The sequence below is a fragment of the Vibrio plantisponsor genome (assembly GCF_013041605.1).
GTDB classification, from domain to species: domain Bacteria; phylum Pseudomonadota; class Gammaproteobacteria; order Enterobacterales; family Vibrionaceae; genus Vibrio; species Vibrio plantisponsor.
On record NZ_JABEQC010000010.1, the window covers coordinates 37,573 to 51,504 of the forward strand.

At 42.7% G+C, this 13,932-nt stretch carries 17 protein-coding genes; 9 read left to right on the top strand and 8 right to left on the bottom strand.

Features of this window, described 5'->3' with window-relative positions; translation table 11 throughout:
• The first annotated feature begins 21 nt into the window (after positions 1-21).
• Positions 22-768 carry a YccT family protein gene (locus tag HKI82_RS14660; RefSeq protein WP_171138406.1) on the top strand — a complete coding sequence of 249 codons (747 nt, stop codon included), beginning with the start codon at positions 22-24 and terminating at the stop codon, positions 766-768.
• A 62-nt stretch (positions 769-830) separates the two neighbouring features.
• Positions 831-1,235 (top strand): Cu(I)-responsive transcriptional regulator, encoded by a 405-nt coding sequence (gene cueR / locus HKI82_RS14665; protein ID WP_102940213.1) that lies wholly within the window; start codon positions 831-833, stop codon positions 1,233-1,235.
• A gap of 62 nt (positions 1,236-1,297) precedes the next feature.
• Here the strand turns inward: cueR and HKI82_RS20700 are convergent, their stop codons facing one another.
• The 5 genes from HKI82_RS20700 to HKI82_RS14690 form a co-directional block, all read right to left on the bottom strand.
• Positions 1,298-1,747: an NfeD family protein gene (locus HKI82_RS20700; protein WP_102940212.1), complete on the bottom strand. Its 450-nt coding sequence runs from the start codon at positions 1,745-1,747 to the stop codon at positions 1,298-1,300.
• A complete protein-coding gene (locus tag HKI82_RS14675) occupies positions 1,744-2,673 on the bottom strand; it encodes an SPFH domain-containing protein (protein WP_102940211.1) in 930 nt (309 codons plus the stop codon). Before HKI82_RS14675 ends, HKI82_RS20700 begins: the two co-directional genes overlap by 4 nt.
• A gap of 158 nt (positions 2,674-2,831) precedes the next feature.
• Positions 2,832-3,686, bottom strand: coding sequence for a thioredoxin family protein (locus HKI82_RS14680; protein ID WP_171138407.1), 855 nt, complete (start codon positions 3,684-3,686; stop codon positions 2,832-2,834).
• Between the two features lie 343 nt (positions 3,687-4,029).
• Positions 4,030-4,857 carry an SDR family oxidoreductase gene (locus tag HKI82_RS14685; protein ID WP_171138408.1) on the bottom strand — a complete coding sequence of 276 codons (828 nt, stop codon included), beginning with the start codon at positions 4,855-4,857 and terminating at the stop codon, positions 4,030-4,032.
• An 18-nt stretch (positions 4,858-4,875) separates the two neighbouring features.
• On the bottom strand, positions 4,876-5,790 hold the full coding sequence (locus tag HKI82_RS14690) for a TIGR01777 family oxidoreductase (RefSeq protein ID WP_171138409.1): 915 nt from the start codon (positions 5,788-5,790) through the stop codon (positions 4,876-4,878).
• Positions 5,791-5,993: 203 nt separating this feature from the next.
• On the opposite strand from HKI82_RS14690, the gene HKI82_RS14695 reads away from it, so the two are divergent.
• Genes HKI82_RS14695 through yfcE form a run of 5 tightly spaced genes read left to right on the top strand, consistent with a single transcriptional unit; the run spans position 5,994 to position 8,872 of the window.
• The gene (locus tag HKI82_RS14695; protein WP_171138410.1) at positions 5,994-6,728 is read left to right on the top strand and encodes a DUF1538 domain-containing protein; all 735 of its coding nucleotides are present in this window, start codon (positions 5,994-5,996) and stop codon (positions 6,726-6,728) included.
• Positions 6,725-7,534 (top strand): DUF1538 domain-containing protein, encoded by an 810-nt coding sequence (locus HKI82_RS14700; RefSeq protein WP_171138411.1) that lies wholly within the window; start codon positions 6,725-6,727, stop codon positions 7,532-7,534. Before HKI82_RS14695 ends, HKI82_RS14700 begins: the two co-directional genes overlap by 4 nt.
• Entirely contained in the window at positions 7,524-7,874 is a 351-nt protein-coding gene (locus HKI82_RS14705; protein ID WP_042486396.1) for a P-II family nitrogen regulator, read from the top strand. The genes HKI82_RS14700 and HKI82_RS14705 overlap by 11 nt, the downstream gene beginning before the upstream one ends.
• Complete coding sequence (locus tag HKI82_RS14710) at positions 7,871-8,278, top strand: CBS domain-containing protein (protein ID WP_102940206.1); 408 nt, start codon at positions 7,871-7,873, stop codon at positions 8,276-8,278. Before HKI82_RS14705 ends, HKI82_RS14710 begins: the two co-directional genes overlap by 4 nt.
• Positions 8,279-8,323: 45 nt before the next feature.
• Positions 8,324-8,872: a phosphodiesterase gene (gene yfcE, locus HKI82_RS14715; RefSeq protein ID WP_171138452.1), complete on the top strand. Its 549-nt coding sequence runs from the start codon at positions 8,324-8,326 to the stop codon at positions 8,870-8,872.
• Positions 8,873-8,919: 47 nt separating this feature from the next.
• On the opposite strand, the gene HKI82_RS14720 is transcribed toward yfcE, so the two are convergent.
• Genes HKI82_RS14720 through HKI82_RS14730 form a run of 3 tightly spaced genes read right to left on the bottom strand, consistent with a single transcriptional unit; the run spans position 8,920 to position 10,623 of the window.
• Complete coding sequence (locus tag HKI82_RS14720; RefSeq protein WP_102940204.1) at positions 8,920-9,198, bottom strand: Rdx family protein; 279 nt, start codon at positions 9,196-9,198, stop codon at positions 8,920-8,922.
• Between the two features lie 7 nt (positions 9,199-9,205).
• Positions 9,206-9,721 (bottom strand): regulatory protein ToxS, encoded by a 516-nt coding sequence (locus HKI82_RS14725; RefSeq protein ID WP_102940203.1) that lies wholly within the window; start codon positions 9,719-9,721, stop codon positions 9,206-9,208.
• A complete protein-coding gene (locus HKI82_RS14730; RefSeq protein ID WP_171138453.1) occupies positions 9,718-10,623 on the bottom strand; it encodes a transcriptional regulator in 906 nt (301 codons plus the stop codon). Before HKI82_RS14730 ends, HKI82_RS14725 begins: the two co-directional genes overlap by 4 nt.
• A gap of 290 nt (positions 10,624-10,913) precedes the next feature.
• On the opposite strand from HKI82_RS14730, the gene htpG reads away from it, so the two are divergent.
• Together htpG and adk are read left to right on the top strand one after the other, a co-directional pair.
• Entirely contained in the window at positions 10,914-12,818 is a 1,905-nt protein-coding gene (htpG, locus tag HKI82_RS14735; protein WP_171138412.1) for a molecular chaperone HtpG, read from the top strand.
• Positions 12,819-13,164: 346 nt separating this feature from the next.
• A complete protein-coding gene (gene adk / locus HKI82_RS14740) occupies positions 13,165-13,809 on the top strand; it encodes an adenylate kinase (RefSeq protein WP_042486378.1) in 645 nt (214 codons plus the stop codon).
• Positions 13,810-13,932 lie beyond the last annotated feature (123 nt).

Below are 13,932 nucleotides of genomic sequence, written 5' to 3' on the forward strand. Positions count from 1 at the left end.
TTTTCTTAGGAGAGATCATCAATGAGAGTATTAGGAAGTATCCTTTCGGTTGGTGCGCTGATGGCTTCTTGTAATGCGATAGCACAAGTAGAAGTAAGGTTGCATAGAGATGTTGCACCGCTAGTCATTCAAGATAAAGAAGTGGGCTTTTCTCTAAAGAAAAAAGATACAATTTTACTACCCAATGGTACTAGTCAATTGGTTGTTCGAATTGAAAAATTGGTTGAACATCTTGGTGAACGAGAGAAATTTAACTCAAAACCTGTAGTGGTTACTTTTGACGCTCAAGACAGTGTTGTAAATATCGAACCGATAAAAAGTATTAGTCAAAGATCACAAGCTGAAGAGTTTGATAAAAATCCCAAATTTCAAATCAGTGTAGTTAGTGGCAAATTAGAGGAAAATACGCAAGGCGTATTGAATGCATCTAACGGTTTAACTCGCGATTATTTAAAAGAGTTATCGGTATACAATAAAGAGAACAACCTCCAGATTGCATCTACTGATGCAAATATTGAATCAAAATCTCACTCACTGGATTCTGGGGAAAATGAGTCCAAGCAGAAAGATATGGTTCAATACTGGTTCAATGAAGGCACCGCTGAAGAGCAAAAACAATTTGCTGATTGGGCGTTTAGCCAAAGAACCTCTGTCACCAACATGATTCAGACTGACAGTAAGCCTGTTGAGATGATGGCCTATTGGTATGACAAAGCGAGCAAGGCTGAGAAGTCAGATATCTTAGCTTGGTTAATTCGTCAGGAGTAATTGCTATTTCGACTAATTAGAGGCATGGTTTAACCATGTCTTTCATTAGTATTAGTTGAACAATGAACATCAGTGAAGTCTCAAAAAAGACAGGTCTGACAGCTAAATCTATCAGGCTGTATGAAGAAAAAGGGTTAATTAAACCGCCACATCGCTTAGACAATGGCTACCGAGATTACCATGAGCAACATGTCGCCGATCTCAATCTGATTGCACGATGCAAAGGCGTTGGGTTCAGTCTTGATGAGTGTAAAGCTATGCTCAACTTGGCCAATGACCCTGAAAGAAGTAGTTTCGCTGTGAAAGAGAAAGCACAGCAGAAGCTAAAAAGTGTTGAGCAGAAGTTGAAAGAATTGACCGTTATAAAACAGCAGTTAGAACTATGGATTCAGGAATGCCCCGGTGATGAGGGGAGTAAATGTCCGATCATCGACGATTTGAAAGGACAATGCTGTAAAACGAAATAATGCAAGCCAACAGATAAGCTGTAGGCTTGCATTTTCTGTTTATAGGTATCGCATTCTCTTTCTTAGACAGGTTCAACTTTCACGACAATACCATCTACATGGGCCACCTTAACTCGCGTTCCCGCTTTTAGTGGCACATCGCATTCTGCTGTCCATGTGGTATCACCCAGCATCAAGCGAAACTGACCAGCGTCGACATCTTGTTCAACCACCGATGTTTTTCCGATGAGTTGCTTGTCTTTCTGATTAAGTTCTCGGTGCGCATCGTCTTGTTTATCTGTAGAAAGTTGCTTCCTCCACCATAGCCAGGTGGTGATTAAAGAGAAACTCGCGAAAGACATCCATTGCAGTTGCCAACCAATTGGTAGGAAAACGACAATAACGCCAACGATAAGAGCCGAGATCCCCAACCAAAGAAAATACCCTGCGGTTCCAATCAATTCTACGGCTAATAGACATAAGCCCAGAGCTAACCAGTGCCAGTGGTTTAGCTGCGTTAAAAATTCAATCAAGAATCGGCCTCTTTTTTGTTAGTTTGCTTAAACATTTCGGCAATGCCAGCGACGGAACCCATCAAACCAGTTGCTTCTAGCGGAAGCATGATGATCTTGCCATTCTCTGCCTGACCGATAGATTTTAAAGCGTCAGTATATCCTTGTGCAATGAAGTAGTTCACCGCTTGCATGTCACCTTGTGCGATGGCTTGAGACACCATTTCTGTTGCTCTTGCTTCTGCCTCAGCCGCACGCTCGCGGGCCTCAGCTTGTAGAATTGCAGCCTGCTTATCACCTTCCGCTTTTAGAATTTCAGATTGTTTTTGACCTTCAGCTTTTAGTATCTCAGCTTGGCGAACGCCTTCTGCTTCTAAGATAGAGGCACGTTTCATCCGTTCCGCCTTCATTTGCGCATTCATGGCTTGTGTCAAATCTGTCGGTGGTTGAACGTCTTTGATTTCAATACGAGTGACTTTAACACCCCAAGGGTTTGTTGCTTGGTCAACGATAGCCAATAGTTTGGTGTTGATCATATCGCGTTGGCTGAGCATTTCATCAAGCTCTAAAGAACCAAGCACCGTACGCATGTTAGTCAATGTCAGGTTACGAATGGCGTTTTCCAGATCGTTGACTTCATAAGCGGCTTTGGCAGCATCGATCACTTGCACAAAACAGACCGCATCGATAACAACATTCGCGTTGTCTTTACTAATGACTTCCTGAGCTGGGATATCAAGTACTCGTTCCATCATATTGATTTTACGGCCCACTCGATCGATGAACGGAATAATGATGTTGAGTCCCGGTTTTAGGCTATGGGTGTAACGACCAAAGCGTTCTACCGTCCAGTTGTTGCCCTGAGGTACGGTTTTAACTGCTGAAAAAATAAAAACAATTGCTAGAAAAACAAACACACCGATAGCAATGAGTGAATCAAAAGCCATAACACATGTCCTTAATAAGTTAATTATGTAGAAGGGAAGGAAACTCCCTAAATGCAGTGTGTGGTATAGAACAGAATTGAACAATATTTAGGCATGGGTTTTGTAGTAAAGTTCAGAAAAAAGGCAGGTCTTATTAACCTGCCTATCTATAGTACTGACTAGTAAAGAAGAGAGTATAACTGGCGACGATACTTGCTTGCGATGCTATTGCCTTGGCCTATAGCACTGAGTATGTCCATAAAGGTTTTTTTCATCTCACCATCTAATGTGTTTAGATCCGATTTTAAGAATCGCCACAATAGTTCTAGTGCCTCTTCGTCTCGTTTAACTTGATGATACTGAGTGGCCAGTTCAACTGCGATTTTTGCATCTTGAGGGTTTTCTGCTAATGCGGCTTCTAATGCTTGAATCTCTGGACTGTTAGACGCTTGATCGTGCAGTTCTAACTTCGCCATTAAGCTCTTGTAGTAACCGTCTTGATATTCCAATGGGATGAATTCTAGCTCTACTTTTGCCGCCTCTATTTGGCCTGATTCAATAAAACAATCAGCAAGAGCCAGTTTTACATCACCTTTACTTTTTAGTTCTTCCGGTAGCGAAAGAAGCAAAGGTAGTGCTTGTTGGTGTTGTTGGGCTTGTACCAGCTCTAATGCTTGGTTCAGCGTCATTTCGTCTTGGCTAGGTAAATGACGGTCAAGCATTTCTTTTACGGCTTCAATTGGCTGAGGTCCACCGATACCATCAACAGGTTGACCATTAATAAATAGAGCGATAGTCGGTAAAGACTGAACACCAAATTGAGCGGCGATTGCTTGTTCATCCTGACAGTTCAGCATTGCTAGTGTAAATACACCGTTGTATTGCTGGGTGAGTTGTTGCAGCGCCGGAATCATCTGCGCGCTTTCTTGGCTTATCGGCGCCCAAAAGTAAAATAGAATTGGAGTAGATGCTGAACTTTCGAGTACCTGACGAAAGTTTTGTTGATTAACGTCAACGATAAATGGTGACTGCATGGACATTCCTTTTTGCTCCTGAATTTTGAGCACTGTTGTATGTACTTTACATGGGGGCACGAAGAAGAATTTCAAGCCACCAATTACAAGATGAAGGCTAGAATAGAGAAGCAAAAATGCCACCGAATGGTGGCATTTTTGTTGATATAGCAGGGTATTAGAGCGTCACAATTAAAATGAGTGCAATACAAATACCAAGCCAATTACACTGGTTTAATGTCATAGATGAACTCAACACACCTTACTCAATACAAATAATTTGCTTAATATCTGCGCAGTATCAAGGGTAAATGTTGCGAATAAATGACAATTCTATTTTTAATGAAAAAATTTTTGATTAATTTTATGCCGCTTTATAGAGCAATTTGTCCAACAGCGCGCCGGGTAACACTCGTTTTAAAATTGCCGCAATTTTTGTTGGTGTTGTTACTCTATAACGTAATTTTGGCTTGGCAGATTCCAGTGCATGGATCAAAGGTTCTAAGCACGTTTCTGGAGGAAGCACGAAACGATTATTGGACGTCTCTTTAGCTAAACGAGCCAACTGAGCTTCATAGTCAGAGTGATGAACACTCTCTTGTACGTTTATCCATTGTTTAAACGCTTGTAATGCATTCGCTCTAAATTCCGTTTCTATTGGTCCCGGTTCAATAATGCTAATTTTTATATTGGTATGTCTTAATTCAAGGCGGAGGGTATCTGTCCAGCCTTCTAGGGCAAACTTCGATGTATTGTAAGCGCCCCTGTATTTCATCGCGGCAAAACCTAAGATTGAGCTGTTTTGCACAATGCGCCCATGTCCCAGTTGACGAAAGTGAGGCAGTAGCAATGTGGTTAGTGTATGCCAACCGAATAGGTTAGTTTCTAACTGTTGGCGTAACGCTTGTGTAGGCAAATCCTCTAAAGCGCCCGGCTGACCATAAGCACCGTTGTTAAATAAAGCTGAAAGCTGGTGATTTGAAAGCTCTAGTGCTTGTTCAACACCTTTTCTAATGCTTTCTTCATTCGCCAGATCGAGTTGGATACAGGTTAATCCTTCGTTGCTGAGCCGTTGTACATCTTGTTGTTTTCTGCAAGACGCAATCACTTGATACCCTCTTTTATGTAGGGCGTGAGCTGCCATATAACCTATGCCCGAAGAGCAACCTGTGATTAATATTGAATGCGTCATGAATTTTCCTAAATAAAACTAATTGGCGTACTGAAGTAGGTTCTTTAATGCAGGCTCGATATGAGAAAACTGAAACTGGAAGCCTAGCTCAGTCAATTTTTTGGGTTTGGCTCGCATGCTGTCGAGTAATAATTCCGATGCTTCACCCATGAGCAATTTTATTGCCCACTTAGGTGTGAATAAAAAGTGCGGACGTTTTATTGCAGAAGCCAAGCATTGACTAAACAGTGCATTGGTTACAGGATGTGGGGCACTTAGGTTAAATGCACCTTGAGCATGTTCTGTGGTTAACAAAAACATAATGGCTTGTACCATGTCTGTCATATGTATCCATGGGATATATTGCTGCCCAGAGCCAATTGGTCCTCCTAATCCCAGCCTATATGGAGGAAGCATTTTCTGTAGTGCACCTCCTGCCGGAGAAAGCACAACTCCCGTTCTCAGTATGCATACTCTTGTCCTGTCTGATTGCGCTCTCAGAGCAATCTGTTCCCATTTGTCACACACTTGATGGGAAAAACTTTGATGGTGAACATGCAGACTTTCGTCAAAAGGATGAGACTGTTGGTCTCCGTAATAACCGACGGCTGAGCCACTGATCAATACTGCTGGTGGTTTGGTGCTGGCATGAATCAGCGAAACCAACTGCTCGGTAATGTCCCATCGACTGCGGCATATGCGTGACTTTTGTTTTCGGCTCCAACGTTTATTGGCAATAGGTTCGCCCGCCAAGTTGATCACCGCATCGAAATGATTGAGGTCTTGTAAATCAAGCAAAGAGTTAATGAAGTTAAGATTGCTACTCTGAATATGACTTAACTGATGTTTCGCATTTTCTATATTACGCGTTAATACGGTTACTTGCTCTGTCATCAGTAGCTTTAACAATTCACGCCCGATAAAACCGGTTCCGCCGGTGATAAGTATATTCATAGCCTCTCCTTTGCTACCTAAGTATAGGCAGTATCTACAAGCCAATCGCTGCACAGCTGTTGTTATCAGAGTACGAGATTCAGTGAGAACTGCAATACGCTGTTTTTACTTGTGATAATTATTTGCTCAGCCCTGTACCTAGGTCACACCAAGATTGGGGTTCTTTTGCCATGATGATTCATGACAAAGGTTATGGGGGTAGTATGTCAGGATTGACAGCACTGTTTAAAGCGATGCTAGCGAGTATGCGAGACTTGATGCCAATCGTGATGGTTATAGCCTTTTTTCAATTGTTTGTTTTGCAAGATGTTCTCCCTAATTTCTTAAGCGTTTTATTTGGCTTGGTTCTAGTGGTTCTTGGGCTGACTTTTTTTATTTTTGGTTTAGAAATGGGGCTGTTTCCGATAGGGGAGTCGATGGCTCAAGCGTTTGCTCGCAAAGGGAGCGCATTCTGGCTACTGGCATTTGCGTTTTGTCTTGGCTTCGGAACGACGATTGCGGAGCCGGCTCTCACCTCCATTGCAACAGAGGCCGCAAAAGTGGCAGCAGAGGGAGGGATGATTGCCCATTCACAACAAGATATGGAAAGCTACGCAAACGGGCTTAGGCTAACCGTCGCTTTATCCGTCGGAATTGCCATTGTGATCGGTGTGATTCGTATTGTGAAAGGCTGGCCGATCCACTACATGATAGCGATAGGGTACATCGGGGTTGTTGTGATGACAGCGTTTGCTCCTCCAAGCATTATCGGTGTTGCCTACGATTCCGGCGGTGTCACAACATCAACCATCACAGTTCCTTTGGTGACTGCTCTGGGCATTGGTTTAGCTTCCGCTATTAAAGGTAGAAATCCGATGCTTGATGGGTTCGGTCTTATCGCGTTTGCCTCGTTATTGCCAATGATATTCGTCATGGTATTTGGCATGGTGATGACATGATTTCACTCGGCACTTTTTATTCCACTCTTATATCCACTCTTCAGGATGTCTTTCCGATCGCTGTGATCATTGCTGGTTTTCAGTTTGTTGTTTTGCGTAAACCACTCGCGAACCCAATACGAGTGTTAATCGGGTTCGCCTATGTAATTTTTGGTCTTACGCTGTTCCTGCTGGGGCTCGAGTTTGCGCTATTTCCCTTAGGAAAAACCATGGCGACGCAATTAACCTCACCTGATTTGCTGACTGAGTTCCGCTTGAGTATTGGCGACAAATTGCAATGGATTGATTACTACTGGGTATATCTGTTTGCTTTTAGCATAGGTTTTAGCACCACCATTGCCGAACCTTCGTTAATAGCCGTGGCTATCAAAGCAAATCAGGTATCCGGTGGTGCAATATCGGTTAATGGTTTGAGAATGGCTGTGGCGCTGGGGGTTGCAGTCGGTATTACCCTTGGTTGCTATCGTATTGTGGTTGGCGACCCTATTCATTACTACATTATTGCCGGATACGTTGTGGTGGTTATTCAAACCTTTTTTGCACCACAACTGATAACCCCTTTAGCTTATGACTCTGGAGGAGTAACGACCTCCACTGTAACCGTCCCGATTGTTGCAGCATTGGGACTTGGGCTGGCTTCCACTGTTCCCGGACGAAACCCGATGATTGATGGCTTTGGTCTTATCGCGTTTGCCAGCTTATTTCCTATTATTTCGGTAATGGGATATGCACAAATTACTCAGTGGCTTAATCGAAAATCTGAGTGCACAGATGCAACTAGAAAGGAGAAAGATAATGCGGTTTAAGTTAATTCTGGCGTTTGTCGAAGATGCAAAAACGGACTTAGTGCTTGATGCCGCAAGAGAAGCGGGGGCAACTGGCGCTACGGTTATTAATAATGCGCGAGGTGAAGGTTTAAATAAGAAGCGAACGTTTTTTGGTTTGACTTTAGAGGTACAAAAAGACGTTATCTTGTTAGTGGTTGAAGAGCATTTAGCTCGGCATATCCTCGAAACTATCAATGAAGTGGGCGAATTTGACGCGACTTCAGGGCAGGGGATCGCCATTCAGATTGATATTGAAGATGCCGTAGGTGTGGCGCATCAGGTTGAGCGTTTAACGAAAGTGGTGGAGGAAAATCTATGAAGCGGGAAGATAAAGTTCGCGTCAGAGACGTCATGGCAGGCACCTATGTAATGGTTGATGGATTGACTACAGTTTTTGAAGGTATATGCCTTGCTAAAAAGCATCAGGTGAAAGCTCTAATCGTCGATAAACGCCATGAAGATGATGAGTATGGAATTGTGTTGATGAATGACATCGCCAAAAAAGTTCTTGCTAAGAATCGCTCGCCTAAGCGAACCAATATTTATGAAATTATGACCAAGCCAGCGCTGTCTGTTTCGCCAGACATGAATGTGAAATATTGCGCTCGCCTGTTTGAACGCTTTGGTATAAGCCGAGCGCCAGTCATAGATGGTGGGCGAATTATTGGCATGGTGAGTTATAACAATATTGTGGTGAATGGCATGGTAAGAGATGACGAGTAGTTGTTAAACCATTAAACTCATGTGGTTTTTGCTATGAGGTCTATGATGAAACTGTTTTTTGCTTCCGATTTGCACGGCTCGCTTCCTGCAACTGAAAAGGTCTTGTCTTTGTTTGAGCAATCAGAGGCGTCAACGCTCGTCTTGTTAGGAGACCTTTTAAATCATGGGCCTCGCAATCCGATACCTGAAGGATACAACCCAGCAGCTGTAGCGGAGCGGCTTAATCACTATGCAGATAAAATAGTAGCGGTACGAGGTAACTGTGATAGTGAAGTTGACCAGTTGTTGCTGTCATTTCCGATGATGTCTGATTACGCATGGGGGATGCTTGAATCTGGACAAAGAATGTTCCTGACTCATGGCCATCTCTATAACCAAGACAACTGTCCTGCTATGGGGCAACGTGACATTCTGGTTCACGGACATACCCATATTCCATCAGCTCAAGAGTGGGAAAAAGGCTTTTTCTTCAATCCGGGCTCAGTGACCTTTCCAAAAAATGGCTTTGCACCCAGCTATGGATTATTCGAAGAAAACCAGCTTATGGTTAAGTCTCTTGATGGTAGTGAAGTGATTGCAAAAGCAGCCATCTAAGAAGAAACAGCGTTGAAATAAAAGAAGAGCTCAAATGAGCTCTTCTTTTATTTTCTGTCTGAGTGGCCTAAATCACGCTCAGGATCAATAAGATCTCTAACGCGTTGTTTTAACTCTTTTGCTTCTGGGAATCCGCCATCTTTCTTGCGTTCCCAAATCTGTACACCGTTACAGAAAATCTCATATCTGCCGCCTGTATCAGGGTGGAGCGATACTGTTTCAATTTCTTCACTGAAAGTATGCAATAGCTCTTGGCTCATCCAAGAGGCTCTTAGCATCCAGTTACATTGACGACAGTAAAAGATGTCTATTTTCGCTTTGTCCATATCTTCCTTAGTTGCTGAACAGTACGGTTGAACCGTGGTTCAAGCTTGTTAGCAGCAAAGTTTTGTTATTGACGATATCAACACGTCGGCTTTGCTGGGCTTCCATTTTGAAAAACTGAGTCACCAATTCAAGCTCTTCTTGAGTGAATTCTTGACTCTGGCTTTGTGAAACATTTCTAAACTTAGTTGGCGAAACCAGTAGGTAGTTATCGCTGACGTCCCACTTACCTGTTTCTGAGATATTCATGATGCTCTGTGGGTCATCATTGTTTGCATACAAAACTACATTAGATACGCGCACATAGGTACCGTTAGGTAAATACTTCACATTTGAAGATATATCGACTCGACGTAACGAACCTATGGGTTGATGCGTCGTGGTGTTCTCAATGACGGTTACTGTTTTTGACTGCCATTCTCGCGAGGATATCTCCTGCTCGATTTTTAAATCGCTTCCCCAATAGAGCCAACTGCTGAATGCCACTGAAACAATGCTCATCACTACCGCTATTCGTCTGATCATGATGATTCACCTCGCTGGCACACTTTGTTTATTTCATCTTGATTCGCCACAATCTTTAACGTGATATTGGCTGATGAATACTCAGGTTTATGAATGTAATTCAAGATCAATACATCGTTATGCCCACCCGTTGCTATTACTTTCTCGAGAGCAAATTCGCCTTGATATTGAGTTATGTATTGATTGATACACAGTTCAATAGAAGGTAGCCATTCCGTTAGATCTGGGTGGTTCTTAGGAGTATCTACCACCACACCATGATAGCTCGCAAGCCTTCTGAATTCAGACTGAGTAGGACTAGTAAACATCACTGCAAATATTGGTAGCAGCACTGAGACTAAAAACAACAGTTTAGTGACTAGATCGATAGGACGCTTCGTATTGCTTGGTTGTTGCGAAACTGCCGTTACTTCATCTTCATGAGACACACTGTTGTCTGTCGCCATGTGTGTTTCAACCTCAAGCTGAGTCGCTTGGTCTGAAACACCGCTACCGATTTCTTCTCCATCCCACTCAACATTTTCAAGATCGTTCTCATCATCACTCACGTCGAGTTCAGAAATATCTGTGACTGTTGAGATTAACTGATAGCCGCGCTTAGGCACAGTTTTCACAAACTGTGGCGACTTGGTGGAATCTTTAAGCTGTTTACGCAAGGTAGATATAGCTTGAGTTAAGCTTGAATCATCTACTTCAAAGCCCTGTTCTCTCCAGACAAAATCATACAATTCGTTACGAGAAACGACCTCATTTGGACGTTGGCAGAATAGAAGGAGTATTCGACTTTCATTGCTGCCCAAACGAACAAGTTCATCGTCAAAAATATTATCAATCAGAGTGTTGCTAATTGAATCGAAAGTAAATCTGTCTCCGAGAAGGAATTTATTGCCTATGCCCGTCATCGATATCTTCTTCATTTATTTTTAGAGTCTTAAACCGCGTCTAACTGGGAATAGTTTCCATGCTAAGGAGTTAAGAAGGAGTTAAGACCACAATGAATATTTATCTTCCTTGATATAAAACTGTGCCAAGCATAATCAATAAAAATAAAAAAAACAGTGTTTTTTGACGTTACTGACCTTGAATTTACATTCACCGCCCCTACTTATTTAGCAAATTGGTTATCTTTCTGGTCTGGCTGATTTTTATTCGATCCGACCAGAAATCTCTAATGTGATGTTATGGAGCTAAAATGAGCGAAACAACGACAGCAAACAAAGAAACTCGTGGCTTTCAATCGGAAGTGAAGCAACTGCTTCATCTTATGATTCACTCTTTGTATTCAAACAAAGAGATCTTCCTACGTGAGTTGATTTCTAATGCTTCGGACGCTGCAGATAAACTGCGTTTTCAAGCACTATCAAATCCAGATCTTTACCAAGGTGATGCAGACCTTGGCGTTAAACTGTCATTCGACAAAGAGACAAAAACCATAACAATATCTGATAACGGTATTGGTATGACTCGCGAGAACGTGATTGACCATTTAGGTACTATCGCGAAATCGGGTACAGCCGAGTTTTTCTCTAAGCTTTCAGAAGAGCAAACCAAAGATTCTCAGTTAATTGGGCAATTCGGTGTTGGCTTCTACTCTGCATTTATCGTGGCTGATGCAGTAACTGTGCGTACTCGCGCTGCGGGAGTTGCGAGTAATGAAGCAGTTCAATGGCATTCTAAAGGTGAAGGTGAGTACACGGTTGAGTCAATTGATAAAGCGAGTCGTGGTACGGATATCATTCTTCATCTTCGTGAAGAAGGGGAGGAATTCCTTTCTGAATGGCGTCTGCGTGATGTGATCTCAAAATACTCAGATCATATCGGTATTCCAGTCTTTATTCAGACTGAAGATCGTGATGACGAAGGTAAAGAGACAGGCAACAAAAAGTGGGAGCAAATCAACAAGGCGCAAGCACTTTGGACTCGCAGCAAATCTGATATCACAGATGAAGAGTACCAAGAGTTCTACCGACATGTATCTCATGATTTCGCTGAACCACTAGTATGGAGCCACAACAAGGTTGAAGGTAAGAACGATTACACCAGCTTGTTGTACATTCCTTCTAAAGCGCCTTGGGACATGATGAATCGCGACCATAAGTCAGGTCTGAAACTGTACGTTCAACGCGTATTTATCATGGATGACGCAGAGCAATTTATGCCTTCTTACCTGCGTTTTGTGCGTGGTTTGATAGATTCAAACGATCTACCGCTAAACGTTTCACGCGAAATTCTGCAAGATAACAAGATTACTCAATCTCTACGCAATGCATGTACTAAGCGTGTGCTTACTATGCTTGAACGTATGGCGAGTAATGATGCCGAGAAATATCAGTCTTTCTGGAAGCAGTTTGGTCTTGTGATGAAAGAAGGCCCGGCTGAAGACATGGCAAATAAAGAGAAAATTGCCGGTCTACTGCGTTTTGCTTCAACAGAAGTGGATTCTTCAGAGCAAACTATTGGTCTTGCATCTTATGTTGAACGCATGAAAGAAGGCCAAGACAAGATCTACTACTTAACGGCTGACAGCTATGCGGCGGCTAAGAATAGCCCACACTTAGAACAGTTTAAGTCTAAGGGTATTGAAGTTATTCTGATGTACGATCGCATTGATGAGTGGTTGATGAACTACTTAACAGAGTTTGATGGTAAGCAGTTCCAGTCAATCACTAAAGCGGGTCTAGACCTAAGTAAGTTCGAAGACGAAGCAGAGAAAGAGAAGCACAAAGAGACGGAACAAGAGTTCAAGTCAGTTGTGGAGCGTATTAAAGGTTACTTGGGTGACCGAGTGAAAGATGTGCGCACAACATTCAAGCTTGCTACCACGCCAGCTGTTGTTGTGACAGATGATTTCGAAATGGGTACGCAAATGGCGAAGCTTTTGGAAGCGGCTGGTCAGGCTGTGCCAGAAGTGAAGTACATCTTCGAGATCAACCCTGACCACGCTTTGGTTAAGATGATGTCTGACGAGCCAGATGAAGAAGCATTTGGACGTTGGGTTGAAGTGTTACTGGGTCAAGCAATGTTGGCTGAGCGCGGCTCTATGGCTGATCCTTCTCAGTTCTTGACAGCGATGAACAAACTTCTGACTAAGGTTTAATAATCTTAATGAACAAAAAGCTCGCGAAATGCGGGCTTTTTTATTAAAAGGTGAGCTAACATCGTTTATCTGTGTCGATTTGTGTTAAACGAGCTTGAGGTTTGAAAGGCAGGTTGCATTCTTTAGTCTTAGATTCGCCTGAGAGGCAAATTTATGTGATAGAATGCGAAGCTTGAATATGGTTATCAACGCGTGTATTTTGCACGCCAGCTTGCATTCGCTAGCTGTATCAACTGTTATACCGAAACTTACCGTTCCCCTATCAAGGATGTTCCTCAAAAGGACCTTGCCCCTAAAGGATATAGTGAGCTTCGGTATAAATATTATTTTCTAAAGAGGATTAAACATGCGCATCATTCTTCTAGGTGCTCCAGGTGCTGGTAAAGGTACACAGGCTCAATTCATCATGGAGAAGTTCGGTATTCCACAAATCTCTACTGGTGACATGCTACGTGCCGCTATCAAAGCAGGTACAGAACTTGGTAAACAAGCTAAATCTGTTATCGATGCTGGTCAGCTAGTTTCTGATGAAATCATTCTTGGTCTAATTAAAGAGCGTATCGCGCAAGATGATTGCGAGAAAGGCTTCCTGTTGGACGGTTTCCCACGCACTATCCCTCAGGCTGATGGCCTAAAAGAAATGGGTATTGATGTTGACTACGTGATTGAATTTGACGTAGCTGACGATGTAATTGTTGAGCGTATGGCTGGTCGTCGTGCTCACCTTGCTTCTGGCCGTACTTACCACGTAGTGTACAATCCGCCAAAAGTTGAAGGTAAAGATGACGTAACTGGTGAAGATCTTGTTGTTCGTGATGACGACAAAGAAGAAACTGTTCGCGCACGTCTAGGTGTATACCACAACCAAACTGCACCACTTATCGAATACTACGGTAAAGAAGCTGCAGCAGGTAACACTAAGTACCTGAAATTTGACGGTACTAAGCAAGTTGCTGAAGTTAGTGCTGATATCGAAAAAGCATTAGCTTAATAGATAATACCTATTATCAAAATTTTTAATAATTTTGTTATAGTTAAGCGGCCGAAAGGTCGCTTTTTTTATACCCGAACGACTTGAAACAACTACAGTCTTGATAGCTAACTTTGTTTGCAT

What these genes read in the sequence shown, in the direction of transcription:
- HKI82_RS14660 (WP_171138406.1), top strand. Translation starts at nt 22, where the DNA reads ATGAGAGTATTAGGAAGTATCCTTTCGGTTGGTGCGCTGATGGCTTCT.
- HKI82_RS14695 (WP_171138410.1), top strand. Translation starts at nt 5,994, where the DNA reads ATGTCAGGATTGACAGCACTGTTTAAAGCGATGCTAGCGAGTATGCGA.
- HKI82_RS14685 (WP_171138408.1), bottom strand. Translation starts at nt 4,857, where the DNA reads ATGACGCATTCAATATTAATCACAGGTTGCTCTTCGGGCATAGGTTAT.
- HKI82_RS14675 (WP_102940211.1), bottom strand. Translation starts at nt 2,673, where the DNA reads ATGGCTTTTGATTCACTCATTGCTATCGGTGTGTTTGTTTTTCTAGCA.
- HKI82_RS14730 (WP_171138453.1), bottom strand. Translation starts at nt 10,623, where the DNA reads ATGACGGGCATAGGCAATAAATTCCTTCTCGGAGACAGATTTACTTTC.
- HKI82_RS14725 (WP_102940203.1), bottom strand. Translation starts at nt 9,721, where the DNA reads ATGATCAGACGAATAGCGGTAGTGATGAGCATTGTTTCAGTGGCATTC.
- HKI82_RS14700 (WP_171138411.1), top strand. Translation starts at nt 6,725, where the DNA reads ATGATTTCACTCGGCACTTTTTATTCCACTCTTATATCCACTCTTCAG.
- HKI82_RS14710 (WP_102940206.1), top strand. Translation starts at nt 7,871, where the DNA reads ATGAAGCGGGAAGATAAAGTTCGCGTCAGAGACGTCATGGCAGGCACC.
- adk (WP_042486378.1), top strand. Translation starts at nt 13,165, where the DNA reads ATGCGCATCATTCTTCTAGGTGCTCCAGGTGCTGGTAAAGGTACACAG.
- HKI82_RS14690 (WP_171138409.1), bottom strand. Translation starts at nt 5,790, where the DNA reads ATGAATATACTTATCACCGGCGGAACCGGTTTTATCGGGCGTGAATTG.
- htpG (WP_171138412.1), top strand. Translation starts at nt 10,914, where the DNA reads ATGAGCGAAACAACGACAGCAAACAAAGAAACTCGTGGCTTTCAATCG.
- HKI82_RS14705 (WP_042486396.1), top strand. Translation starts at nt 7,524, where the DNA reads ATGCGGTTTAAGTTAATTCTGGCGTTTGTCGAAGATGCAAAAACGGAC.
- HKI82_RS14680 (WP_171138407.1), bottom strand. Translation starts at nt 3,686, where the DNA reads ATGCAGTCACCATTTATCGTTGACGTTAATCAACAAAACTTTCGTCAG.
- cueR (WP_102940213.1), top strand. Translation starts at nt 831, where the DNA reads ATGAACATCAGTGAAGTCTCAAAAAAGACAGGTCTGACAGCTAAATCT.
- HKI82_RS14720 (WP_102940204.1), bottom strand. Translation starts at nt 9,198, where the DNA reads ATGGACAAAGCGAAAATAGACATCTTTTACTGTCGTCAATGTAACTGG.
- yfcE (WP_171138452.1), top strand. Translation starts at nt 8,324, where the DNA reads ATGAAACTGTTTTTTGCTTCCGATTTGCACGGCTCGCTTCCTGCAACT.